Here is a 24,515-nt window from a genome sequence, read left to right as displayed (position 1 = left end):
CCGCCGCGCTTTTGGTTACGTTTTACAATGTGGCTTGCTTAGAACGATGTGCGTTTGTAGTTACGGTACTGCGGTTGCCAGAAGTTGTGTGCGATGGCATCAGCCAGCGCGTCGCCCGACGTCACTACCGCGACGCCCTGCAACTGTGCGGCTTTACCCACTTCCAGCGCGATGCGTTTGGACACTTCCTGAATATCCGCGATGTCCGGCAATAATGCGCCATCACCGTTGTTGGCCATCGGGGAGCAGTCGGCCAAAGCACGGCTGGCGGCCATCAACATACCATCGGTAATGCGTTTCGCGCCGGAGGCCAGCACGCCTAATCCAATACCAGGGAAGATAAACGAGTTGTTGCACTGGGGGATCGGGTAAACTTTATCCTGATAGATTACCGGGCTAAACGGGCTGCCGGTGGCGACCAGCGCGGCACCGTCGGTCCAGCGGATAATGTCTTCCGGGCGGGCTTCCACACGGGACGTAGGGTTGGACAGCGGCATAACGATCGGACGAGCGCAGTATCTGTGCATTTCACGGATAATTTCTTCGGTGAACAGGCCCGGCTGACCAGATACCCCGATCAGGATGGTTGGTTTGGCGTTGCTGACCACTTCCAGCAGCGAGATAGCATCACTGGTGACGTCCCATTTCGCCAACCGTTCGCTTTGCTGCACCAGCTTGCTCTGGAAGTCGAGCAGATTCGGCAGCTTGTCGGTCAGCAGACCGAAACGGTCAACCATGAACACACGGGCGCGCGCTTCATCTTCGCTCAAACCTTCGGACTTCATCTGCGCAATGATCTGTTCGGCAATACCACAACCGGCGGAACCGGCGCCGAGGAAGACCACGGTCTGATCGCGCAACTGACTGCCCGCAGCACGGCTGGCGGCAATCAGGCTACCCAGCGCGACGGCGGCGGTCCCCTGAATGTCGTCGTTAAAGCTACAAATTTCATCACGATAGCGGTTCAGCAATGGCGTGGCGTTTTTCTGGGCGAAATCTTCAAACTGCAACAACACATTCGGCCAGCGGCGTTTGACGGCCTGAATAAACTCGTCAACGAACGCGTAATATTCGTCATCGGTAATACGAGGATGACGCCAGCCCATGTACAGCGGATCGTTCAGTCGTTGCGGGTTATTGGTGCCCACATCCAGAACAACCGGCAGGGTGTAAGCCGGACTGATGCCGCCGCAAGCGGTGTACAGTGAAAGCTTGCCGATTGGAATACCCATCCCGCCGATGCCCTGATCGCCCAGACCCAGAATACGTTCACCGTCGGTGACAACAATGACTTTTACATTCTGTTTAGTGGCGTTTTGCAGCATATCATCGATATGTGCGCGGTTCGGGTAGGAGATAAACAAGCCGCGAGCACGGCGATAGATATCGGAGAAGTGTTCACAGGCTTCACCCACGGTCGGCGTATAGATGATTGGCATCATCTCGCTCAGATGTGCGTCCAGCAAACGGTAGAACAGGGTTTCGTTGGTATCCTGGATATTGCGTAGATAGACATGCTTATCAATATCGTTCTTGAATTCCTGGTATTGACGCCAGGCTCGTTCGGCCTGTTCTTCAATTGTCTCAACCGCTTCTGGTAGTAAGCCGTGCAAGTTAAAATCAGCGCGTTCTTCTTCAGTGAAAGCACTGCCTTTATTCAGCAACGGAAATTCAAGCAATATTGGACCAGCATAAGGGATGTAGAGAGGACGTTTACTTTCGTATTCTAATTCCATGACTTTTTTACTCTTTGGGTAACAGAAACGAATTCGGGTGATATAAATAGAATGCTCAGTAGATCTTAAATTACCCAGAAAATATGTACAGGAATTGTTAATTAAAATAGTTACAGATGGCTTGCACCGGGTAATTAAAATAAGATGAATCGATTCAACTAATAAACCATTCCTTATTATTGATCAATAAAACTGAGGATAATATCGTTGCAGCCGAGTTCGCTCAGCATGGATTGCGTGATTGGCATCTGGCTGATGGCGACATTTCTACGCTCAACAAGGGCGGCGCGACGAATATCGGTATGCGCTTCGCCGGCAAGATTCATCAGGTTCAGGGCGGCTTGCAGCGGGGGCAGGCTGGGGTTGAAGGCGGCGTTTTCCGCATAACGGCCAGTGTAGCGATGACCGCTTACTGTTTCCAGCGCGATACCGCTAATGGCCTGGCTATAAGGCGCATGACTGCGGTTGGCCGCATTTAGGGCGAGCAACGTTAACGTATCCGCATTTTCCAGTCGATAGCCGTGATCCACCTCGTCCAGCAATAGTGTCCTGATGTGTAAATCGCTGGGGCCAAAGGCGTCGGGTAAATAGTGGCTGAGCAAGGCGGGCTGACGTCCCGGCAGTTGGATACGCAGTGTTGTGGCGCTGTTCAGTTCATTCATAAATTGCCGGCAGTGACCGCACGGCGTGTAGTTTACTGTAACGGAACTTAACCCTGTTTCATTGCGCAGCCAGGCATGGGCGATGGCGCTCTGTTCGGCGTGTACGGTTTGTTGGAGTTGAACGCGAGTAAACTCCATGTTGGCCCCGAAATAAAGGTTGCCGCTTAATCCCTGGGCGATGGCGCCGACCTGAAAATGTGAAATGTCGGCTTGCGCGCAAGCCGCCGCCAACGGTAATAAAGCAAACGCCAGCGTATCGCGATCCATCTCAGCGGCCAGACATAACCGTTCAACCTCATCGGCGGTCAATAGGGCGGAAAAATCAGATCGGTTCAGGATTGGCGCAAGCGCGGACTGCAAATTGGCGGGTAACTGCTGAAATGCGCTATCAAATCGTGGATGCATATTGGCTGACTCTTTTTACTGGTCAATAAATCGGTATTAAACCGCAAAATAGCAATAAAATGTGATAAATATCTCTTCGCATATGTAATATATGAATAATAAATATTAATTGTGAGAACTATATCAAATTTTTTCGGTGATATTAATCAGTCTTCACTATGGATGAGATCCGCTTTCCCGAATCTCATCACCGGCGGTCACTGGCTAAAAAAAACTTAGCAGGACAGGGAAGATAAAAGGCGCGATCAACGAGGTGATAATCCCGCAAATAACCAGTGCTAATGAACTGAATGCTCCCTCCTGAAAATCCACTTCCGCACAGCGCGCCGTACCCAGGGCATGAGAAGCGGTTCCCATCGACAAGCCGCGTGCCGCTTTGGTTTTGATACCAATGCGATTGAACAGGCTGTGTCCCAACACCGCGCCCAGAATACCGACAAAAATCACGCAGACGGCGCTGATCGCGGGAATACCGCCGATGGAACTGGCGACGGCCATGGCAATGGGCGTCGTAACGGATTTAGGCAACACCGACGCGGCAATCTCCGGCGTGGCGCCCATCCACAACGCGACCAGCGTACCGGATACAATGGCGGTCACGCTGCCGATAAAACAAACGCTAATGATGGATTTCCAGCGGGCGCGAATCTGGTGAAGCTGTTCATATAGAGGAAACGCCAGCGCGACTACCGCGGGTTGTAGCAGATCGTTAAGTATTTCACTGCCCTTGAAATAGTGATCGTAAGGAATATTCAGTAACAGCAGCAGCGGAATGATAATCACCATTGAAATCAGCAACGGATTCAGCAACGGCTTCTGGGTCCAAATCGCCAGTTTTCGCGCGGCAAAAAAAACGAACAGAGTCAGTGGCAGTGACCACCACAGATAGGCCAACATTATTCTTTATCCTTACCTTGCAACAGATTGTCCACAATGATTTTTTCGCGTTGCATGATCTGCGTGCTGAAACCGACGATGACCATCACGATAAACGTGCTGACAACACAGGAAACGACAATCGGGCCGAATTGTTGGCTAAGCAGGTCATAATAATTCATTACCCCTACGCCAATCGGTACAAACAGCAGCGCCATATAGCGGATGAACAGATGGCAACCGGGTTTCACCCATTGGGCGGGCAAGATTTGCGAGGCAAGAAGTGAGAACAGAATCAGCATACCAATGATGCTGCCGGGGATGGTTAGCGGTAATAACGCGGATATCGCATTGCCTGCCATCAAGCAAAGATAAATCAATGCGAAAGCGCGTAAATACTGCCAGCACAGTGTGATCGTATTACGCATGGGAAATTCCTGATTAACGGAAGGGATTATCATAGCGCTAATATAATTAGCGTGCCACAGATCACGAATGTTAGGGCGGTAAAGTGGAAGCGATGTTTATTTAGCTGTGGCTGTGCGGATGGTTCAACCCCGCGTTACCGGCATCATTCGCGGGGTTAAGCCCAGAGAGAGACCGGTTATTTCACGTCAACGCGCCATTTGCTGATGTTGATTTGTCCGTCGCCGCCAAAGATCTCGGTGCCGAACTCAACGCTACTGATATATTTTTCATTGCTCATCCAGCTTTTCCTGCTGACCAGATAGTTGGTGAAGTGGCGAATATTGAGTGACGCACTATCGGTATTCGCGGTGCGAACAAAAGAGAATACGTTCCAGCCCTTGCCGTTGCCGGCGTTCACCCATCCTTTGAATACCTGCCAACGGCTGCCGCCCAGGTTGACGGTTTCGACATAGTTGCCAGCCGGCGCTGCATTGGTGTTATTCAGCCAGATCATCAACTCATCGGTCGGCGTGGAATCCCAATTGGCGTTGTCCGTGGTATGGAACCAGATGTCATAGGCGGCATTGTAAGTGCCAGTGGCTTTAATTGAGTAGGCGACGTTGGTGGTAATGCGCTTATTGCTGGATAGTTTTATCGGCAGGCCGCTGTTAGCGGTATAGCCTGCGGTCCAGTGCCAGCCGCTGACCAGCGAAGGATAAGCTTTGACATCGGAGGTATTGCTCGGCCAATGCCAGTTCCAACCCATGCTGGAAGGATTGTTGTAGAAAATGGTTTGTCGCCAGCCGGTTACTTTGTCTTTACCCCAAACATTATTGAAAACGTAATATTTGTTATTATCAAAATAGAGTGTGGCTGCGTCTTTTGATGAACTGGCGGCGGAAGCCGTCAACGGAGTAAATAATGATGTGGCGATAAGCATCGGAAGTAATACGCGAAAAAAGAATAATACCGGCCTATTGATAGTAAGCATAAAAATCTCCTTTTTAAATATTATGCTCTGGGTGAATCGTGAGGGATTTCCCACGGAGTTGATCTCTGTCCATAGTATTTTTTCAATATAATAATTTATTTGTATTATTAGGCGCGGGTGTTTGCTATATTTAAATAATTACTTATTTAAATAATGTTGATAAGTTATTTTAACCGATTGTTTTTTGATTGTTTTATAATAAAAATAATTATCATCACGTTAATAATAAGCTTTAATTATGAAAATATAAATTGAAACATACAATTATCTATACAATAAATTCTGGTATCACTATTTCAAGGCGATACCCGCGATAAAAGTTCGCATTGAACAGGATTTATTGAAATAAACGTTCGTCATCCAAGGCGGCGCCAATGGCATCCGTTAATTTGCGCAAATCATTAGGCTGGATAATAAATGGCGGCATCAGATAAATCAGTTTGCCGAAAGGACGCAGCCACACGCCACGTTCGACAAAAAAGCGTTGCAGTCGCGCCATATTCACCGGGCGGCGAGTTTCCACAACACCGATTGCGCCTAATACCCGCACATCGGCGACCTGTGCGGATGCGGCGAACGGGGACAGTGCCTGTCGTAATTGTTGCTCAACCGCCGTTACCTGCTGCTGCCAGCGATTTTCCGCCAGCAACGACAGGCTGGCGTTGGCGGCGGCACAGGCCAGCGGGTTGCCCATAAAGGTCGGGCCGTGCATGAAACAACCTGCCGCGCCGTTACTGATGGTTTCGGCTACCGGGCGGGTGGTCAATGTGGCGGATAATGTCATGTAACCGCCGGTCAACGCTTTCCCCAGACACAGAATATCCGGGGTGATCGCCGCGTGTTCGCAGGCAAACAGCTTACCGGTTCGACCAAACCCGGTGGCAATTTCATCCGCTATCAGCAACACGCCGTACTGGTCGCACAGTTCACGCACCTGTCGCAGATAGGCTGGATGATAAAAACGCATGCCGCCCGCCCCCTGAACGATCGGCTCCAGAATCACGGCGGCGATCGCATGCGACTGTTCGGCCAGCAGGGTTTGCAACGGCGCAATGTCCGCATCCTGCCAGTCGGCATCAAAACCGCACTGCGGCGCAGCCACAAACAAATGCTGAGGGAGATATCCCTGATACAGGCTATGCATGGCGTTGTGCGGATCGCAAACCGACATTGCGCCAAAGGTATCGCCATGATAGCCGTGGCGCAGGGTGAGAAAACGCTGCCGCATCACGCCGCGCGCCTGCCAGTATTGCAGCGCCATCTTCATCGCCACTTCAACGGCAACGGAACCTGAGTCAGCCAGAAACACGCACTCCAGTCCGACCGGGGTGATGTCAACCAACTGACGGCACAGCGCAATGGCCGCCGGATGGGTTATCCCGCCGAACATGACGTGCGACATGCAAGCCAGTTGCCGCTCAACCGCCTGATTAATGACCGGATGGTTATAGCCGTGGATCGCCGCCCACCAGGAGGACATGCCATCGATCAGTTTACGTCCGTCATCCAATTGCAGTTCGACGCCATTGGCCGACACCACCGGATAACAGGGCAGAGGCTGCGTCATTGACGTATAAGGATGCCAGATATGGCGCTGATCAAAAGCTAAGTCTTCCGGGGTCATGATGTTCTGATGTCAACCAAATTTAGTTCTATTTGGTTGACAGTATATCGGGTTAATTTAAACTGACGAAACGTTTTTATTTTGGAGAAGCTGAAATGGCTGACCGAATTTACTGGACGCTTGAGCAAGCACAAAAGCTATTCAATAAACCGTTTCTGGAACTGATGTTTGAAGCCCAGCAAGTGCACCGCCAGCACTTCGATCCCCGTCAGGTGCAGGTTAGTACGCTGTTATCGATAAAAACCGGCGCCTGTCCTGAAGATTGTAAATATTGTCCGCAAAGTTCCCGTTATCGCACCGGGATTGAAACGGAACGGCTGATGCAGGTGGAGCAGGTGCTGGAATCGGCGCGCCAGGCAAAAGCGGCGGGTTCGACCCGTTTCTGTATGGGCGCGGCCTGGAAAAATCCCCATGAGCGCGACATGCCTTATCTGGAGCGGATGGTGCAGGGCGTCAAAGCGCTGGGTATGGAAACCTGCATGACGCTTGGCACGTTGAACGACGATCAGGCGCAGCGTCTGGCTGGCGCGGGACTGGATTTTTATAACCACAACCTGGATACCTCGCCGGAATTCTACGGCAATATCATCACCACGCGCAGCTATCAGGAACGGCTGGATACGCTGGATAAGGTACGTGACGCCGGGATCAAGGTGTGTTCCGGCGGGATTGTCGGGCTGGGTGAGACGGTGCGCGATCGGGCGGGGTTGCTGGTGCAACTCGCCAACCTGCCGACGCCGCCGGAAAGCGTGCCGATTAATATGCTGGTAAAGGTAAAAGGTACGCCGCTGGCCGATAACGACGATGTCGATCCGTTTGATTTTATCCGCACCATCGCTGTCGCGCGCATCATGATGCCGTCTTCTTATGTGCGGCTATCCGCCGGACGCGAGCAGATGAATGAACAAACGCAGGCCATGTGCTTTATGGCGGGCGCCAACTCCATTTTCTATGGTTGCAAGTTGTTGACCACGCCGAACCCAAAAGAAGACAAGGATCTGGCGTTGTTCCGTAAGCTGGGGCTGAATCCGCAGCAGACCGACGTCGAGTACGGCGACAACCAACAGCGGCAGCGGCTGACGCAGCAACTGACTCATGGCGACAGCGAGCAATTCTATAATGCCGCGGTTTAAAAACGGGCCGCGCCCACTAACGTGGAGCGATGAAAGATGAGTTGGCAAACGCGTATTGAACAGGCGCTGGCGCAACGGCGGCAGGATGATGCGTATCGACAGCGCCAGATTAATCAGGGCGGCAGCGGGCGTTGGCTGATGCAGGGCGAGCGCCGCTATCTTAATTTTTCCAGTAATGACTATCTGGGGTTAAGCCATCACCCTGAGATTATCCGCGCCTGGCAGCAAGGCGCGGCGCAATACGGCGTGGGCAGCGGCGGTTCCGGTCATGTGACGGGTTATACCGATGCGCATGCCGCACTGGAAACGCAGTTGGCCGACTGGTTGGGTTATCCGCGCGCGCTGTTGTTTATTTCCGGCTACGCGGCTAATCAGGCGGTGGTGGCGGCGCTGACTCAGGCCGGCGATCGTATTCTGGCGGATAAGCTAAGTCATGCGTCTTTGTTGGAAGCGGCGGCGCATTCACCAGCGATGCTACGGCGTTTTCAGCACAATCAGGCGGCTAGCCTGCAACACTTGCTGGCGAAACCCGTGGAAGGCCAAACGCTGGTGGTGACCGAAGGCGTCTTTAGTATGGACGGTGATACGGCGCCGTTAGCGCAATTGCATGCGCAAGCGAAAGCGCACGGCGCATGGCTGATGGTGGATGATGCCCACGGCATAGGCGTGTTGGGAGAAGAAGGCCGTGGAAGTTGCTGGCAGCAGGGGGTTAAACCAGAGTTGCTGATTGTGACGTTCGGCAAGGCTTTCGGCGTCAGCGGCGCCGCCGTGTTGTGCGATGAACCGCTGGCGGAATACCTCTTACAATTCGCCCGTCATCTGATTTACAGCACGTCCATGCCCGCGCCGCAAGCATGCGCCTTGAGCGCCGCAATACACTGTATCCGCAACGAACCGGCGCGACGGGCGGCATTGCAACGTAATATCACCCGCTTCCGCGCCGGTTTTTCAGGCTCGTCGTACGCATTGATGGATTCGTGGAGCGCCATCCAGCCGTTGGTGGTGGGAGAGAATGGGCGCGCGCTGGCGTTAATGGCGGCGTTGCGTGAACAAGGGTTGTGGGTGAGTGCGATACGCCCGCCCACCGTGCCATCCGGCAGCGCGCGTTTACGTATTACGTTAACGGCGGCGCATCAGCCGGAGGATATCGAACGACTGCTGACGGTATTGCATCATGTTCACTGACATCGACCATAAACACGCGATTGCGCAGGCATTTGGCCGGGCGGCGGCCAGTTACGATCGCTTTGCCGAATTGCAGCGCGCCAGCGGGGAGCGTCTGCTCGACCTGATGCCGCCGCATGACGGGATACAGGTTCTGGATGCGGGTTGCGGCACCGGCTATTTCAGCCATCATTGGCAACGGCAGGGGAAGCGCGTTACCGCATTGGATCTTTCGCCGGTCATGTTAGCCTATGCCCGCGAGCAGCGAGCGGCGGAATGTTACGTGCAGGGGGATATTGAACACTTGCCGCTGGGCGCGGGCTGCATGGATATCAGCTATAGCAATCTGGCGGTGCAATGGTGTGATCATTTACCCGGTGCGCTGGCGGAGTTGCATCGTGTCACGCGTAGAAAGGGGATCATTGCGTTTTCGACGCTGGCGGCGGGGTCGCTGCATGAGCTTTCCCAGGCCTGGGCGCAATGGGACAGCACACGGCGGGTGAATCATTTTCTCCCGGCGGAGGCGATTGCGGCGGCCTGTCAGCCTTATCGCCATCAACTCCATCAGGAGCGTATCACCTGTTATTTCCCCGATGTACTGAGCGTAATGAAATCGCTGAAGGGGATCGGGGCGACCTGGTTGCATCATGGGCGCGCGCCGGGATTACTCAGCCGTTCCCGTCTCAACGGACTCTCGTCGGTCTATCCGCGTCGGCCAGAAGGCTATCCGCTCAGCTACCAATTGATTTACGGGGTGATTTATCGTGATTAAACGCTGGTTCGTCACCGGTACGGACACGGAAGTCGGTAAGACCATCGCCAGTTGCGCCTTGTTGCAGGCCGCGAATCAGGCCGGGTATCGAACCGCGGGCTATAAGCCGGTTGCTTCCGGTTGCGACATCACCCCTGCGGGCGTACGCAACAGCGACGCCTTGGCGCTTCAGGCCAACAGCAGCGTGCCGCTCGACTATCAGGCGGTAAACCCGATGGCGTTTGTCGAACCGACATCGCCGCATATTATCAGCGCCGAGGAACGACGCCCGATTCAACTGACTGCGCTGTCCGCCGGTTTGCGCAAGCTGGAAACGCAGGCCGATTGGTTGCTGGTGGAAGGGGCTGGCGGCTGGTTTACGCCGCTGTCGCAACAGGCAACCTTTGCCGACTGGGTCAGTCAGGAGCAATTGCCGATCATTCTGGTGGTGGGGATCAAGCTGGGTTGCATTAATCATGCGTTATTGACCGCCAGCGTGATTGCGCAATCGGGATTGAGATTGCGTGGTTGGATCGCCAACGACATCAGGCCGCCAGGCAAGCGGCATCAGGAATACTTGAGTAGTTTACAGCAACGTCTGTCAGCCCCGTTGCTGGGTGAAATTCCGCATTTGGCGGCGCCACTGCAACAGGATTTAGGGCGATATCTTGATCTGTCGCGATTGGATTCACCGCCCGCATAGCGGAGAACGTTTTTAGCATTTTTCAATCTATACTGATGAGATAAATCGCACAAAGAAGGTGATAAAAATCCATATCAGTCACGATCCAGGATGAAAGCGGTATTTCAGCAACTCAGAGCGGATGCGGGGTTGTGGGAGTTATCCACCATTTCTGTGGATAACTGTGTGTATTAGAGATAGAAAAATCGCGCCAGACGAGAGCGGGCGCGGGTTGTCGCCAGGTTGACGCTATTCTCCGCTTTTTAATTAATCCATTAAAAATCACAATGTTAATTAAAAGCAAGTCTCTTGACGCAGGTTGGGGCATGGTTGCATAAATTAACAGTAAGGGTAATCCTTTTACGTTACAGAAATTGTGAAACTGGGGATAAATAATACTGATAATGGCTGGCGGTTGGCGCATGAATGTGCTAGCCAATTAATTCGTTTCATCATCGTCCAGCAGGGCAACAATTTTCTTGATGCTGTTTTTATATCCAGTATTATACCGGTAGTAAAGTCTGCGTTTGATTCCCATAATTGATACAGTGAAAAGTCGCTGGGTGAAAAGGCTCAGACCGTCCCTTCGCTTGCCATTTGACAGCCCATTCATGAGTAGCGTGTTTAACTATGAGTAAAGTCTTTAAACTGAAATCCGAATTTAAACCGGCAGGCGATCAACCTGAGGCCATTCGTCGTTTGGAAGAGGGGCTGGAGGATGGGTTGGCGCATCAGACGCTGCTGGGCGTAACCGGCTCCGGCAAAACGTTCACCATCGCCAACGTGATCGCGGATTTGAACCGTCCCACCATGATCCTGGCGCCGAACAAGACGCTGGCCGCGCAGTTGTATGGCGAAATGAAAGCGTTTTTCCCCGATAACGCGGTGGAATACTTCGTCTCTTACTACGACTATTACCAGCCGGAAGCATATGTGCCAAGCTCTGATACCTTTATCGAGAAAGACGCATCGGTGAATGAACACATTGAGCAAATGCGTCTTTCGGCGACCAAAGCGTTATTGGAACGCCGCGACGTGGTGGTGGTGGCTTCAGTGTCGGCGATTTATGGTCTGGGCGATCCCGATCTCTATCTGAAAATGATGCTGCATCTGACGCAAGGGATGCTGATTGACCAACGCGCGATTTTACGGCGGCTGGCGGAATTGCAGTATACCCGCAACGATCAGGCGTTTCAGCGCGGCACTTTCCGCGTGCGGGGCGAAGTGATCGACATTTTTCCTGCCGAATCGGATGACATGGCGCTGCGCGTCGAACTGTTCGATGAAGAAGTCGAACGGCTATCGCTATTTGATCCGCTGACCGGGCAAGTGATGCAGACCGTGCCGCGTTATACTATTTATCCTAAAACGCACTACGTGACGCCGCGCGAGCGGATTTTACAGGCGATGGAAGATATCAAGATTGAACTGGCGGAACGCCGCAAGGTGCTGCTGGCGAACGATAAGCTGGTGGAAGAGCAGCGTCTCAGCCAGCGCACGCAGTTCGATCTGGAAATGATGAACGAACTGGGTTATTGCTCTGGTATTGAAAACTACTCGCGCTTTCTGTCCGGGCGCGGTCCCGGCGAGGCGCCGCCGACGCTGTTTGACTACCTGCCGGCCGATGGATTGCTGGTGGTGGATGAATCCCACGTGACGATCCCGCAGATTGGCGGGATGTACCGTGGCGACCGGGCGCGTAAGGAGACGTTGGTGGAGTATGGTTTCCGCCTGCCTTCCGCACTGGATAACCGTCCGATGAAATTCGAGGAGTTTGAGGCGCTGGCTCCGCAGACGATTTACGTTTCCGCCACGCCCGGCAACTACGAGTTGGAAAAATCCGGCGGCGAAGTGATCGATCAGGTGGTGCGGCCTACCGGCCTGTTGGACCCGCTGCTTGAGGTGCGTCCGGTCGCCACCCAGGTGGATGACCTGTTGTCCGAAATACGTTTGCGCGTCGCGGTGAAGGAGCGCGTGCTGGTGACGACGCTGACCAAGCGCATGGCGGAAGATTTAACGGAATATCTGGAAGAGCACGGCGAGCGCGTGCGTTACCTGCATTCGGATATCGATACTGTCGAACGTGTGGAGATCATCCGTGATTTGCGGCTGGGGGAATTTGATGTGCTGGTGGGGATCAACCTGCTGAGGGAAGGGCTGGACATGCCGGAAGTCTCGTTGGTGGCGATTCTGGATGCCGACAAAGAAGGCTTCCTGCGTTCGGAACGTTCTCTGATCCAGACGATTGGCCGTGCGGCGCGCAACCTGAACGGCAAAGCGATTCTCTACGGCGATAAAATTACGCCGTCAATGGCGCGCGCCATCAGCGAAACTGAACGTCGCCGTGAAAAACAACAGGCTTACAACCTGGAGCACGGCATTGTGCCGCAAGGGTTAAACAAAAAAATCGGGGATATTCTGCAAATCGGTCAGCCGACTTATGGCAAAGGCAGAGGACGCGGTAAGAAAGCCGCTGAGCCGTCCGCCAGCTATGCCTTGCTGACGCCGAAAGCGCTGGAGCAAAAAATTCGCGAGCTTGAAAGCAGAATGATGACGCACGCGCAGAATCTGGAATTTGAAGAAGCCGCCCAACTGCGTGACGAAGTGCAGGCATTGCGTGCTCAATTTATCGCCGCTTCCTGATAACCGGCGTGAGCGGAAATATTTTGAGAGGTAATTTATGGATAGTCAAATCCCTGGTGTACATGTGCTATTTATCGCAGGCTTTGGCCCCATCGTAAAATCGATTCCGGCTGGTTATTCGTTTTATGTCGAAACACTTGCTCTGCCCTTGAAGCCGTTGGAGGGTAACCCTGATTATCTGGTGACGGATGCGCTGGACGGCGTAAAACATTTTGCCCTCTGGCCGCTCGAACAAGCCAGCGAATCCTGTTTTGGTCGGGAGCAGTGGCCGACCGAGCTGCCTGTGCCGCAAAGTTGGCTGGAGTTTGAAGTGAGTGATATGGCGCAGGCGACGCAGGCTATCAAAGATAAAGGATATCCGCTGTTGGTGGAGGATCGTCTGGAGCCTTGGGGCCAAGAGGTGACGCGCTTTCTCAGCCCGGAAGGGATACTGGTGGGGGTAACATATACGCCCTGGCTGCGGGATTAATCATCCCAGCTTTTGCAACACGTTCTCTATCGCCTGACGCAGTAATTGACGGTCGTGATGATGCGGCACATCAGCCGCAGCCAGCGCTTGTTGTACTACTAAGCGATTATCTATCTGGCTAACGTCCGTGTTCGGGCTGACGATAACGGCGTCGATCGCCTGGCGGTCAATCTTTTCTTCCATCAGATCCAATTTTTCCCGCAGCGATAATCTGGCGGCGGCCTGACTCTGTTCTCTGCCTAAATTGTCGATATAGACCATCGGCGCCTGCGTGCGGCGCAACGCTCGCGCCAGATCGGGCAGCAGCAACAGTGGCATCAGGCTGGTTAGAAAACTGCCGGGGCCGATCAGAATCAGGTCAGCTTGCGCTATCGCGCTCAGGGCTTCCTGTGTCGCCGGTACGGGCGGGAATAGCGTCAGTGCCTGCGGCAAGGTCAATAACAGATCGATGGCGACCTCGCCATAAACCGGGTTTCCCTGTTCATCCGTGCCTTGCAAATCTACCGGCTGTTCGGACATCGGGATCAGAAAGGCATCCACTTTCAACAGATTTCGCACCAGATTGATCGCTTCGAGCGGACGAACGCTCAGATCATCGAGCGCTTTCAGTATCAGATTGCCCAGATTATGACCAGCCAGTTCGCCGCTGCCGTTAAACCGGTACTCAAACATGGCTGAGGCGATACTGGGGGTGGTAATCAACTGATTCAGACAGTTGCGGGTATCGCCCCAGGCGATACCGCCTTCCGAGCGACGGAGCCGACCGGTCGAACCGCCGTTGTCAGTGGTCGTCACAATACCTGTCAGCCGTGATCCCAGAGAAGAGAGGGAAGACAGGACACGGCCTAATCCATGTCCGCCGCCAAGGGCGACAACCCGGTCAAGGTCGGCCAACGGGCGATTGCGCATAGTAATCCTTAAGTGCTGAAAGCCTGAACAGAGATGATAACGGAAATGAAATGCTCGTTGCTGCCGTAAGGTAGCCGATTTTTACTTAAAAGGCGAAAAATCCTGCTTCTGATATGATTTTAGACAATTTATGCTGTCGCTTTTACCGTATGCTATTCAGCATAAATTATTGAAAAATCGTTATATATTTATTTATATACCGGTTTTTTAAGTGACTGCCCGCCATAATCGGCGGTAAACTAATCAAGAAAATCACGGTCTCTGTGGCGCATGTGCCGGGCTTATTTGCCGATGTGTCCTCAGGAATCAAACTCCTAGCCTTGGCGCCTAAGTGATGCGTTGCCGACGCATGATACGGCGCTCTGGCCGTGACCGAGTGGTCGCCAGGGTGCGTGGTGGAAACGCCTGCATCTCCCGTATTTGGAAAGGTGTTTATGGTGAGTCAACTGACCGATGCGTTTGCGCGCAAGTTTTACTATTTGCGCCTGTCGATAACCGATGTCTGCAACTTTCGTTGCCGCTATTGTTTGCCGGATGGCTATCAGCCGAAGGGCAACCACCCCCATCATTTCTTATCACTCGATGAAATTCGTCGCGTCAGCCGCGCGTTTGCGGAACTGGGCACCGAAAAAGTCCGTCTTACCGGCGGAGAACCTTCCCTGCGGCGCGATTTTGTCGAGATCATTGCCGCGATCCGCGAGAACCCGGCTATCCGAACTCTGGCGGTGACCACCAATGGTTACCGTCTGGCGCGTGATATCGCGCGATGGCGCGAAGCCGGTCTGACCGCACTGAATGTCAGCGTCGATAGTCTGGATGCGCGCCAGTTTCACGCCATTACCGGACAGGATAAATTTCGGCAGGTTATGGACGGCATCGACGCCGCGTTTGCCTGCGGTTTCACCCGCGTGAAAGTGAATACCGTACTGATGCGCGATGTCAACGACACCAGTTTGCAAACCTTCTTTGCCTGGATCAAACATCGCCCGATTCAACTGCGTTTCATCGAACTGATGGAAACCGGCGAGGGTGGCGCATTGTTCAAAAAACACCATATTTCCGGCGATGTGATCCGCCAGCGCCTGTTGCGGCAAGGCTGGGAGCAGCAGGCGCGCGGACGCAGCGACGGTCCGGCGCAGGTATTCCGCCATGCCGACTATCAAGGTGAAATCGGGTTGATCATGCCTTATGAGAAAGATTTTTGCCTGAGTTGTAATCGCCTGCGGGTGTCGGCCATCGGCAACCTGCATCTTTGTTTGTTTGGCGACCAGGGGATCCCGCTGCGTGACCTGATGGCGGACGATGAGCAACGGGAAGCATTGAAAATGCGCATTTCCGGCGGCTTGACCGCCAAGAAACAAACCCACTTTCTGCATCAGGGCAACAGTGGCATCACGCAGAATCTGTCGTTTATTGGTGGCTAAGCGCCCCCGCAACGTCTATTCGTCAGGAGTCTGGTATGAGTAAAGTCAGCAGCGAATTTATTCCTCTCAATATTGCGGTGCTCACCGTGTCTGATCGCCGCACGCAAGCCGATGACACGTCGGGCGATTACCTGCGTGAAGCCGCGCAGTCCGCCGGACACCGTATTATCGCCAGCGCTATCGTCAAAGAGAATCGGTATCAGATCAGAGCGCAGGTTTCGGCCTGGATCGCCAGTGACGATGTGCAGGTCATTCTGATTAACGGCGGCACCGGATTCACCCCCAGCGATCAGGTGCCGGAGGCGGTCGGCGTATTATTCGACCGCGAAATCGCCGGCTTTGGCGAACTATTCCGCATGGTGTCGTATGAAGATATCGGCACCGCCACATTGCAATCCAGAGCGACGGCGGGGCTGGCTAATCAGACAGTGATTTTCGCCATGCCGGGTTCAACCCGCGCTTGTCATGCTGCCTGGGAGCGTATCATTCAGGATCAATTGGATGCGCGGCAAAAGCCCTGCAACTTTTATCCTCATCTGAAAAAGTTAGTTTAACGATGTCACAACCCAAAATGTCACAACCACAATTAACTCATATTAACGCCGCTGGCGAAGCATCAATGGTGGATGTGTCCGCTAAAGCGGAAACGGTGCGTGAAGCCAGGGCGGAAGCCTTTGTTGAAATGGCACCGCAGACGCTGGCGATGATAATGAATGGCCGTCACCATAAAGGCGATGTCTTCGCCACCGCTCGGATTGCCGGTATTCAGGCGGCGAAGCGCACCTGGGAACTGATCCCGCTTTGTCATCCGCTGCTGCTGAGTAAGGTGGCGGTCGAACTGGAGGCGCAACCTGAGCTTAGCCGGGTGCGTATCGAGTCCCTATGCCGCCTGAGTGGTAAAACCGGCGTGGAGATGGAAGCGCTGACGGCGGCATCGGTGGCGGCGCTGACGATTTATGACATGTGCAAAGCCGTACAAAAAGACATGGTGATCGGCCCGGTGCGTCTGCTGGCGAAAAGCGGCGGCAAATCCGGGGATTTTCAGGCGGAGGCGTGATGATTAATGTCCTGTTTTTCGCCCAGGTACGGGAATTGACCGAGACGGAGAAGCTCGTCTTGCCCGCCGGGTACGCGACGGTTGAGGCATTACGGCAGGCGCTGTGTCTGCGTGGTCCCCGCTGGGCGCTGGCGTTGGAGTCCGGCAAGTTGCTGGCGGCGGTCAATCAATCGCTGGTGGACATGCGCCATCCGCTACAGGATGGCGATGAAGTCGCCTTTTTTCCGCCGGTGACGGGAGGATGACGATGATGGAAACCCGCATTCGCGTCGGCGAAGCCTGCTTTAACGTTGGTGATGAATATCAGTGGCTGGCGCAATGCGAAGAAGACGGCGCGGTCGTCACCTTCACCGGTAAAGTGCGCAACCACAATCTGGCTGCCGATGTCAGCGCGTTGACGCTGGAACACTATCCCGGCATGACGGAAAAAGCGCTGGCGGAGATTGTCGCGCAGGCGCGTGGACGTTGGGCGCTGCCGCGTGTGAGCGTCATCCACCGCATCGGCGCGCTCTATCCTGGCGAGGAGATCGTATTTGTCGGCGTCAGCGCCGCCCATCGCCGCGATGCCTTTGACGCGGCGCAATACATTATGGATTATTTGAAAACCCGTGCGCCGTTCTGGAAAAGGGAAGCGACGTCACAGGGAGAACGCTGGATCGACGCGCGCGATAGCGACAAACGGGCGGCGGCGCGCTGGTCCGGCGGCGGCTGAACCGACATTTATGTGTTAGGATGAACACAGGCGGGACGAGATGTCCCTTATGTATAAACATAATGCAAAGGTAAAATCATGGACAGGTATCCACGCTCAAATGGTTCGATTGTCGAACGCGCTCAATCCGGCCTTCAGGCTTATATGGCGCAAGTCTATGGCTGGATGACTTGCGGGTTGCTGCTGACGGCGTTCGTTTCCTGGTATGCCGCCAACACGCCGGCGGTGCTGAATTTTGTTTTCTCCAGCCAGATTACCTTTTTTGGCCTGATTATCGCGCAACTGGGTCTGGTGTTTGTGATTTCCGGCATGGTGCAGCGTCTGAGCGGCGGCGTGGCGACCACACTCTTTATGCTGTACTCCGCGCTGACCGGACTGACGATTTCCAGCATTTTCATCATGTATTCCGGTGAGTCCATCGCCAGTACCTTTGTCATCACCGCCGGGATGTTTGGCGCCATGAGTCTGTATGGTTACACGACCAAACGCGACCTGAGTGGTTTGGGCAGCATGTTGTTTATGGCGTTGATTGGGATTGTGCTGGCCTCGCTGGTGAATCTGTGGCTGAAAAGCGAAGCGCTGATGTGGGTGGTGACGTATATCGGCGTGGTGGTGTTTGTGGGATTGACCGCCTATGACACGCAGAAACTGAAACGTATCGGTGAAGAGTTATCCGTGGACGATAAGGATAATTTCCGTAAATATTCCATCGTCGGCGCCCTGACGCTGTATCTGGATTTCATCAACCTGTTCCTGATGCTGCTGCGTATCTTCGGCAACCGTCGCTAAACCGTCTATGAGATGAGTGAGACATGGTAATCCCCCGGCTAAATAGCGTGAATGCTGAACGTGAGCTTAGCTCAGCCAGAGATCGATGCCCAAATAAGGCCTTAATATGGACGTTTACGCAATATTGCGCCGGAACATCGCATAGGCGGCGCTGCCGGTGGTGACGGTGATCACCAGTAATGGCCACAGACTGCGCCAGATAATTGTGAAATCGGCGTCTTTCAGGTAAATCTGCTTGGTGATATCGGTGAAGTGGCGAATGGGATTAATCCAGGTAATTTGTTGTAACCACTCCGGCATGTTTTCCACCGGCGAGACGTAACCGGAGAGCAGAATGGCGGGCATAAGAAAGACAAATACGCCGATAAACGCCTGCTGCTGTGTGGAGCACAGTGATGAAATCAGCAGGCCGAATCCTACCAGCGACAGACTATATATCAGCATGGCGGCGTAAAACAGCAACAGCGAGCCGGCGAAAGGGATCTGGAAGGCGAATATGCCCGCCAGCAGCACAATGGTGGCCTGAAACGTGGCGACAACCAGGGCGGGAACCGCTTTGCCGACAAATATCTGCCAGGTTGACAGCGGAGAAACCAGAAGTTGCTCCAGCGTCCCTTGCTCTCGTTCACGCGCGACGGACAGCGCCGTCACAATCAATACGCCGATGGTGGTGATCATGGCGATCAATGACGGCACCACGAACCATTTATAATCAAGATTTGGGTTGTACCAGTGGCGAATAACCAGTTCGCTATTATTTTGTTTCGGCTGGTCGCCCAGCAATTCCAACTGATAATCACGCACGATTTGCTGTACATCATTGGCGGCGATCTGGGCGCTGTTAGAACGGCGTCCATCCAAAATAACCGGCAATGTAGTCTGGTTGCCGCTGACGATATCGCGGGAAAACTGCGGTGGAAAACGGATGATCAGCAGCGCTTTCTGATTATCCAGCGTCGGGGCGATGTCTTGCGCGCGATGCAGCAGCATCACCTTGGAAAAAGACTGCGCATTGGCGAAGCGCTGGGTCAGTTCTATGGAGGCGTGACCATTATCTTCGCTGTAAATCGCGATGGTGGCATTCGTCACGTCCAACGTGGCGGCAAACGGGAACAGCAAAACCTGAAAAATCACCGGCAGAATCAAAATCGTTCGGGTTTGCGGCTCACGCAACAGCGACTGTAATTCCTTGATGATTAATGTCCACAGACGATGAAACATGCAAGCTCCCTAATCCAGTCTGCGCCGGGTTTTCCAGGCGGTGAGGCCGATAAACACGATGGCTGAAGCGATGAGAAACATCAGGTTGACCAACAACACGCTGCTGATGTTGCCAGCCAGAAACAGGGTTTGCAGCGTGCTGACGAAATAGCGGGCGGGAATGAGGTAAGACACGCCACGCACCACCGCGGGCATGCTGTCAATCTCGAAAATAAACCCTGACAGCATAATGGCGGGCAGAAAAGCCGCGTTAAGCGACACCATGGCGGCATTGAACTGATTTCTCGTCAAGGTGGAGATTAGTAAGCCCATCCCCAGCGTACTGGCGAGAAACAGGCTGCTGATGCCAAACAGGATCAGCAGCGAACCACGATAGGGGACAGCCATCAGGAACGTTGACACCAGAATGCACAGCACCATGGCGAACATGCCAAGAAAATAGTAAGGGATCAGTTTTGCCAGCAGCAATTCACCGCGGGTTATCTGCGTGGAAAGCAGGGCTTCCATCGTGCCGCGTTCCCATTCGCGGGCGATCACCAGCGAGGTGAGGATCGCGCCAATCACTGTCATGATAATGGTAATGGCGCCAGGGATAATAAAATGCTGGCTGATGGCCGCCGGGTTAAACCAGTAACGCGGCTGCACCTCAATTAGTTGCACGAACGTCTCACCCTGATCGCTGGCGCGTTGTTGCTGCCAGATAAGCCAGATGCCCTCGGCATAGCCGCGTACGAAATTGGCGGTATTGGGTTCGCTGCCGTCAGTGATCACCTGTAGCGGTGCTTGCGACGCGGGACGGGCCATGCGTTCGGCGAAATCATTGGGAATGACGATCAGGCCGCGGATGGCGCCGGCCTGCATCATCTGGATCAGTTGTTGCCGGTTATCGCTGATCGTGGGTTCGATGAACGGGGACGCGGCGAAAGCGTTCGCCAGATTACGGGCATCCTCGCTTTGCTGCTCAATCAGTATCCCGACATGCAGGCGGCTGGAATCCAGATTGATGCCGTAGCCAAAGATAAACAACAATAGCAGCGGGATCACCACCGCGATCAGTCCGCTGCTGGGGTCACGCATGATTTGGCGGGTTTCCTTCAGGCACAGGGCGCGCAGACGACGCCAGGAAAAATGAGAATCGCCGCGTGGGTTAGCCATTTTTCACCTCCTGATCATAATTCTGAACCAGGGTAATGAAAGCCTGCTCCATTGTCGGGTCTGGCGTTTCGTCGCTGGCGGCCTGCTGCTTTAATTCGTCCGGCGTTCCGCTGGCGATAAGTTTGCCGTGATAAACCAACCCGATGCGATCGCAATATTCCGCTTCGTCCATAAAGTGGGTGGTGACCATCACGGTTACGCCATGGTTTACCATGCCGTTGATGTGTATCCAGAACTCCCGGCGGGTGAGGGGATCGACGCCGGAAGTCGGCTCATCCAGAAACAGGATATCCGGCTCATGCATCAGCGCACACGCCAACGCCAGTCGTTGTTTAAACCCTAACGGCAAGTCGTCGGGCGTTTGACGGTAGATGGGGCTGAAATTGAACGCTTCGGTCATTTCCGCCATTTTATCGCGCCTGGCGTCGCCCGACAGACCATAGACGCCGGAGAAAAAACGCAGGTTTTGTTCAACCGTCAGATTGCCGTACAACGAGAACTTTTGCGCCATGTAGCCCAAATGTTGACGCGCCTGGCCGGAACTGGATTTCAGATCCATACCCAGCACCAGCGCTTTACCTGCCGTTGGCGCCATTAATCCGCACATCATCTTGAAAGTAGTGGATTTTCCAGCGCCGTTCGGCCCCAGCAAGCCGAAAATCTCACCACGCCGCACCTGAAAACTGACCTGATCGGTAGCCGCGAAATCACCGAACTTTTTGGTCAACTGCCGGGCCTCGATCACGGTTTCTTCTGGGTTGGCGGCAATCTGCGGCATGATTTTCGCCAGTGACGATTCGCTGGCCGGGCCGCCGCCCAACAGGTCGATAAAGGCGTCTTCAAAACGCGGCGCGGTATCTTGCAGATTGTCTTCCGACAGCGAGAGCGCGGCGAGCAGTTCGTTGCGCGACGCGTTCTGTTTCAGAATCAGCCGCACGTATTGTCCCTGGATCACGCCATCGCTGACCTGCGGCAAACGCAACGCCTGCTGAAGTAATTTTCGGTGGTTGCCGGCGCTCGCGCTGACCAACACGCTGCGTCCGACCATCCGTTCGCTAAGCTCGCGTGGTTCGCCGCGGTACAGCAATTCGCCTTCATTGAGGAGCAGGACGTCACGGCACTGTTCCGCTTCATCAAGATAGGAGGTGCTCCAGAGGATCAGCATGCCGTCATTCGCCAGTTCATGCACCATGCGCCACAGTTCGCGTCGGGAAATGGGATCGACGCCGACGCCCGGTTCATCCAGCAGCAGCACCTGCGGTTGCCCCAGCAGCGTACAGGCCAGCCCCAGTTTTTGTTTCATGCCGCCGGACAACTTGCCTGCCAGCCGACGGGTAAAGTGGGTGAGATCGGTAAAGGTCAGCAGCCGATCAAAGGTTTGTCGCCGCACCTCGCCGGTGATGCCGCGTAAATCAGCATACAGCGTCAGGTTTTCCATCACGGTAAGGTCTTCGTACAGCCCGAATTTCTGCGGCATATAGCCGAGGATTGCATGCAACTGGCGATCTTGTCTGATGGGGTCCAGTCCAATGACTTTTATGGCGCCGTGGCTGGGGGTCAGCAACCCCGCCAGCATCCGCATTAGCGTGGTTTTACCCGCGCCATCCGGCCCCACCAGCCCGGTCACTGCCCCACTGCGGATCTGCGCCGTTAGGCTGGCAAGTGCTGGTTTATCCTGTCCGGGGAAGCGTTTTTCCAGCGCGTCAAGTTCAATCAGCGCGGCGGCGTCATTCATGGCGTGATTGATCCTGTGCAAAGCGCAGCGTAACCGGCATGCCCTGACGCAACTGGTCGTCGGCATCATTGACGATAATCCGCAGGCGGTAAACCAGATCGGTGCGCAAGTCCTCAGTTTCAACGTTTTTCGGCGTGAATTCGGCGCTGGGAGAGACGAAACCGATCTTGCCGTGATAAGGCGTATCCGGGCGGCCATCGGTATAAATCAGGATCTCGCTGCCGGGAACGGCGCGGCCTAAATCCCGTTCGCCGACATAGGCGCGGATCCAGACCGGACTCGTCAGCGACAGGGTAAAGACGGTATTGCCGGCGGTAAGCATGCTGCCTGCTTCCACCGCGCGGGTGAGGATCACGCCAGCGGAAGGGGAATACAGCTCGGTATCCGTGTTATCCAGTTCGGCCTGCGCTTGCGCGGCCTTTGCCTGCGCCAGCGCTGCTTGCGCGGCGGCGATTTCCTGCGGACGGTTGCCGTTTTCATACTGGCTCAGTTTATCTTTAGCGGCCTGAAGCGTCGCCAGCGCCTGATTGCGGGCGGTTTTGGCATCGTCCAATTCGTTGGCGGAAATCGAGCGCCTGGCCCACAGCCCCTGCTGACGTTGATAGAAGCTATCGGCGTAATCGTAAGCGGCCTGGCTTTGCGCCAGTTGTGAGCGAACCTGGGCTATCTCTTCGCGCCGGTATCCCTCCTGTAACAACCCAAGCTGCGCCTGTGCGCTGGCGACGTTAGCCTGCGCCTGATGCAGCGCATTCTGGTAGGGCGCATTATCCAGCGTTGCCAGCTTTTGTCCCGGCCTGATGCTGTCGCCTTCGTCAACATCCAGCGCCATAAGCCGTCCGCCCACCCGGAACCCCAGATTAACCGTGCGGATGTCAACGTTGCCGTACAGCGTCAGCGGTTTATTCTGCTGCTGCCGATAGTGGACGATACCGTATATCGCGGCAGCACTCAGGATGATGACCAGGCCGACAATCATCATTTTTTTCTTATTCATAACCGATTATTCCTTGTCCCGTCGGATATTGTTACGTTGTAACGAGTAATTTTCCCGCAAGCCATTAAGAAGAATTTCAAGGTGTTCCATCAGAACCTGTTGAATAAGTGTGGCTTCCTCCGGCCCGATATCCCGCCAACCCGCGCGGAGCAATATGGTTTCCCGGGCAACACGGAACGATAGCACTTCGCCAATCAATGCATGGGTATGAATGATCGTTTTGCGATCGTCGCCAGTCAGTCCGGTGTAACGGGCGACCAGTTGCGTCATCAACTGGTGTAGCGGCTCGATAATCTGCTGATGCATCAGCGGGTAAGCTTCAGTGGGCGAGAGCTGCTCGCGTGACATGATGCGGCTGAGATTCAGCGTTTCAGGGCGCGTCATCAGTCGACTGAAATGAAGCAACGCCTGGCGCAGATAATCCATAACCTGTTCAGTGAATTGCTCATGCGCCGGTCGTTGCATAAAGGCGTCAATTTCCACCACCAACGGGTGATAAATCTGATGGATATAGTCCGCAATCCAGTTCGCCACCGCCAGATAAAGGCCGTCTTTGGATTGGAAGTGGTAGGCGATGGCGGCGATGTTTTGTCCTGCGCGATGCGCGATTTCACGCGTTGTCGCCGCCTGTAGACCATATTCGCCAAAAACATCCAGTGCCGCCTGGATCAATTGCTGTCGGGTCTGATCGCCCCGGCTGGAAAGGATGGATTGGTTGGTCATGCCGACGCTCGGAAATGAGTTAATCAATCATATGATTAACTCTAGGCCATTTTTTACCTCATGACGTGATTTGTCTCATGATGTGATTTGTTTCACAAAAATAACCTGATTGTCCGGCATGCGTTTTGACGCGACAACGCTTTTGCGCGAGAAGCCAGCAAGCGCGTATGCGGCGTCAGGATCAGTCAATGATTTATTGTCATTACCTTTGTTAAGGACATGAAATGGTTGTGAAATCATTGTAATTATTGA

Annotated in this window: 24 protein-coding genes and 1 riboswitch; of the genes, 12 read left to right on the top strand and 12 right to left on the bottom strand. The window is 54.1% G+C overall.

The features are described from left to right. Nucleotides 1-38: 38 nt before the first annotated feature. From NC856_RS03025 to bioA, 6 genes are all read right to left on the bottom strand, one after another. Entirely contained in the window at nucleotides 39-1,736 is a 1,698-nt protein-coding gene (locus tag NC856_RS03025; RefSeq protein WP_264088974.1) for an NAD-dependent malic enzyme, read from the bottom strand. Between the two features lie 176 nt (nucleotides 1,737-1,912). Then, complete coding sequence (gene cdd / locus NC856_RS03020; RefSeq protein ID WP_264088973.1) at nucleotides 1,913-2,803, bottom strand: cytidine deaminase; 891 nt, start codon at nucleotides 2,801-2,803, stop codon at nucleotides 1,913-1,915. 204 nt (nucleotides 2,804-3,007) lie between these two features. Further along, nucleotides 3,008-3,700 (bottom strand): CidB/LrgB family autolysis modulator, encoded by a 693-nt coding sequence (locus NC856_RS03015; RefSeq protein WP_264088972.1) that lies wholly within the window; start codon nucleotides 3,698-3,700, stop codon nucleotides 3,008-3,010. Beyond that, nucleotides 3,700-4,107, bottom strand: a complete 408-nt coding sequence (locus tag NC856_RS03010) for a CidA/LrgA family protein (RefSeq protein WP_264088971.1) — start codon at nucleotides 4,105-4,107, stop codon at nucleotides 3,700-3,702. Before NC856_RS03010 ends, NC856_RS03015 begins: the two co-directional genes overlap by 1 nt. A 176-nt stretch (nucleotides 4,108-4,283) precedes the next feature. After that, the gene (locus NC856_RS03005) at nucleotides 4,284-5,078 is read right to left on the bottom strand and encodes a GH12 family glycosyl hydrolase domain-containing protein (RefSeq protein ID WP_264088970.1); all 795 of its coding nucleotides are present in this window, start codon (nucleotides 5,076-5,078) and stop codon (nucleotides 4,284-4,286) included. Nucleotides 5,079-5,415: 337 nt separating this feature from the next. Next, nucleotides 5,416-6,702: an adenosylmethionine--8-amino-7-oxononanoate transaminase gene (bioA, locus tag NC856_RS03000; protein ID WP_264088969.1), complete on the bottom strand. Its 1,287-nt coding sequence runs from the start codon at nucleotides 6,700-6,702 to the stop codon at nucleotides 5,416-5,418. A gap of 95 nt (nucleotides 6,703-6,797) precedes the next feature. On the opposite strand from bioA, the gene bioB reads away from it, so the two are divergent. From bioB to NC856_RS02970, 6 genes are all read left to right on the top strand, one after another. Further along, nucleotides 6,798-7,835: a biotin synthase BioB gene (gene bioB, locus NC856_RS02995; protein WP_264088968.1), complete on the top strand. Its 1,038-nt coding sequence runs from the start codon at nucleotides 6,798-6,800 to the stop codon at nucleotides 7,833-7,835. Nucleotides 7,836-7,871: 36 nt separating this feature from the next. After that, nucleotides 7,872-9,020 (top strand): 8-amino-7-oxononanoate synthase, encoded by a 1,149-nt coding sequence (bioF, locus tag NC856_RS02990; protein WP_264088967.1) that lies wholly within the window; start codon nucleotides 7,872-7,874, stop codon nucleotides 9,018-9,020. After that, the gene (gene bioC / locus NC856_RS02985) at nucleotides 9,010-9,771 is read left to right on the top strand and encodes a malonyl-ACP O-methyltransferase BioC (protein ID WP_264088966.1); all 762 of its coding nucleotides are present in this window, start codon (nucleotides 9,010-9,012) and stop codon (nucleotides 9,769-9,771) included. Before bioF ends, bioC begins: the two co-directional genes overlap by 11 nt. After that, nucleotides 9,764-10,453 carry a dethiobiotin synthase gene (bioD, locus tag NC856_RS02980; protein ID WP_264088965.1) on the top strand — a complete coding sequence of 230 codons (690 nt, stop codon included), beginning with the start codon at nucleotides 9,764-9,766 and terminating at the stop codon, nucleotides 10,451-10,453. Before bioC ends, bioD begins: the two co-directional genes overlap by 8 nt. A gap of 609 nt (nucleotides 10,454-11,062) precedes the next feature. Next, nucleotides 11,063-13,075 carry an excinuclease ABC subunit UvrB gene (uvrB, locus tag NC856_RS02975; protein WP_264088964.1) on the top strand — a complete coding sequence of 671 codons (2,013 nt, stop codon included), beginning with the start codon at nucleotides 11,063-11,065 and terminating at the stop codon, nucleotides 13,073-13,075. 37 nt (nucleotides 13,076-13,112) lie between these two features. Further along, nucleotides 13,113-13,544 carry a VOC family protein gene (locus NC856_RS02970; RefSeq protein ID WP_264088963.1) on the top strand — a complete coding sequence of 144 codons (432 nt, stop codon included), beginning with the start codon at nucleotides 13,113-13,115 and terminating at the stop codon, nucleotides 13,542-13,544. Here the strand turns inward: NC856_RS02970 and yvcK are convergent, their stop codons facing one another. Next, a complete protein-coding gene (gene yvcK, locus NC856_RS02965) occupies nucleotides 13,545-14,453 on the bottom strand; it encodes a uridine diphosphate-N-acetylglucosamine-binding protein YvcK (protein ID WP_264088962.1) in 909 nt (302 codons plus the stop codon). Nucleotides 14,454-14,752: 299 nt separating this feature from the next. After that, a riboswitch (molybdenum cofactor riboswitch) is annotated at nucleotides 14,753-14,900 on the top strand. Here yvcK and moaA point away from each other — a divergent pair. From moaA to NC856_RS02935, 6 genes are all read left to right on the top strand, one after another. After that, nucleotides 14,888-15,877: a GTP 3',8-cyclase MoaA gene (moaA, locus tag NC856_RS02960; RefSeq protein WP_264088961.1), complete on the top strand. Its 990-nt coding sequence runs from the start codon at nucleotides 14,888-14,890 to the stop codon at nucleotides 15,875-15,877. (Overlaps the previous riboswitch by 13 nt.) Nucleotides 15,878-15,912: 35 nt before the next feature. After that, entirely contained in the window at nucleotides 15,913-16,431 is a 519-nt protein-coding gene (gene moaB, locus NC856_RS02955; protein ID WP_264088960.1) for a molybdenum cofactor biosynthesis protein B, read from the top strand. A 2-nt stretch (nucleotides 16,432-16,433) separates the two neighbouring features. Further along, the gene (gene moaC, locus NC856_RS02950; protein WP_264088959.1) at nucleotides 16,434-16,934 is read left to right on the top strand and encodes a cyclic pyranopterin monophosphate synthase MoaC; all 501 of its coding nucleotides are present in this window, start codon (nucleotides 16,434-16,436) and stop codon (nucleotides 16,932-16,934) included. Next, complete coding sequence (gene moaD, locus NC856_RS02945; protein WP_264088958.1) at nucleotides 16,934-17,179, top strand: molybdopterin synthase sulfur carrier subunit; 246 nt, start codon at nucleotides 16,934-16,936, stop codon at nucleotides 17,177-17,179. The genes moaC and moaD overlap by 1 nt, the downstream gene beginning before the upstream one ends. A 2-nt stretch (nucleotides 17,180-17,181) precedes the next feature. Next, the gene (gene moaE, locus NC856_RS02940; RefSeq protein WP_264088957.1) at nucleotides 17,182-17,646 is read left to right on the top strand and encodes a molybdopterin synthase catalytic subunit MoaE; all 465 of its coding nucleotides are present in this window, start codon (nucleotides 17,182-17,184) and stop codon (nucleotides 17,644-17,646) included. Nucleotides 17,647-17,724: 78 nt separating this feature from the next. After that, nucleotides 17,725-18,435, top strand: coding sequence for a Bax inhibitor-1/YccA family protein (locus NC856_RS02935; protein ID WP_264088956.1), 711 nt, complete (start codon nucleotides 17,725-17,727; stop codon nucleotides 18,433-18,435). Between the two features lie 114 nt (nucleotides 18,436-18,549). Here the strand turns inward: NC856_RS02935 and NC856_RS02930 are convergent, their stop codons facing one another. From NC856_RS02930 to cecR, 5 genes are read right to left on the bottom strand one after another with little or no spacing between them, the layout of a single operon-like run. Continuing rightward, nucleotides 18,550-19,656, bottom strand: a complete 1,107-nt coding sequence (locus NC856_RS02930; RefSeq protein ID WP_264088955.1) for an ABC transporter permease — start codon at nucleotides 19,654-19,656, stop codon at nucleotides 18,550-18,552. A 9-nt stretch (nucleotides 19,657-19,665) separates the two neighbouring features. Then, entirely contained in the window at nucleotides 19,666-20,811 is a 1,146-nt protein-coding gene (locus NC856_RS02925; protein WP_264088954.1) for an ABC transporter permease, read from the bottom strand. Next, nucleotides 20,804-22,546 carry an ATP-binding cassette domain-containing protein gene (locus tag NC856_RS02920; protein WP_264088953.1) on the bottom strand — a complete coding sequence of 581 codons (1,743 nt, stop codon included), beginning with the start codon at nucleotides 22,544-22,546 and terminating at the stop codon, nucleotides 20,804-20,806. The genes NC856_RS02925 and NC856_RS02920 overlap by 8 nt, the downstream gene beginning before the upstream one ends. Then, the gene (gene hlyD, locus NC856_RS02915; RefSeq protein ID WP_264088952.1) at nucleotides 22,539-23,540 is read right to left on the bottom strand and encodes a secretion protein HlyD; all 1,002 of its coding nucleotides are present in this window, start codon (nucleotides 23,538-23,540) and stop codon (nucleotides 22,539-22,541) included. The genes NC856_RS02920 and hlyD overlap by 8 nt, the downstream gene beginning before the upstream one ends. Before the next feature lie 6 nt (nucleotides 23,541-23,546). Then, on the bottom strand, nucleotides 23,547-24,263 hold the full coding sequence (gene cecR / locus NC856_RS02910; RefSeq protein WP_264088951.1) for a transcriptional regulator CecR: 717 nt from the start codon (nucleotides 24,261-24,263) through the stop codon (nucleotides 23,547-23,549). Nucleotides 24,264-24,515: the final 252 nt, after the last annotated feature.

The organism is Brenneria izbisi (assembly GCF_025840185.1).
GTDB classification, from domain to species: Bacteria; Pseudomonadota; Gammaproteobacteria; order Enterobacterales; family Enterobacteriaceae; genus Brenneria; species Brenneria izbisi.
This window is presented reverse-complemented; position numbering and strand designations above follow the sequence as displayed.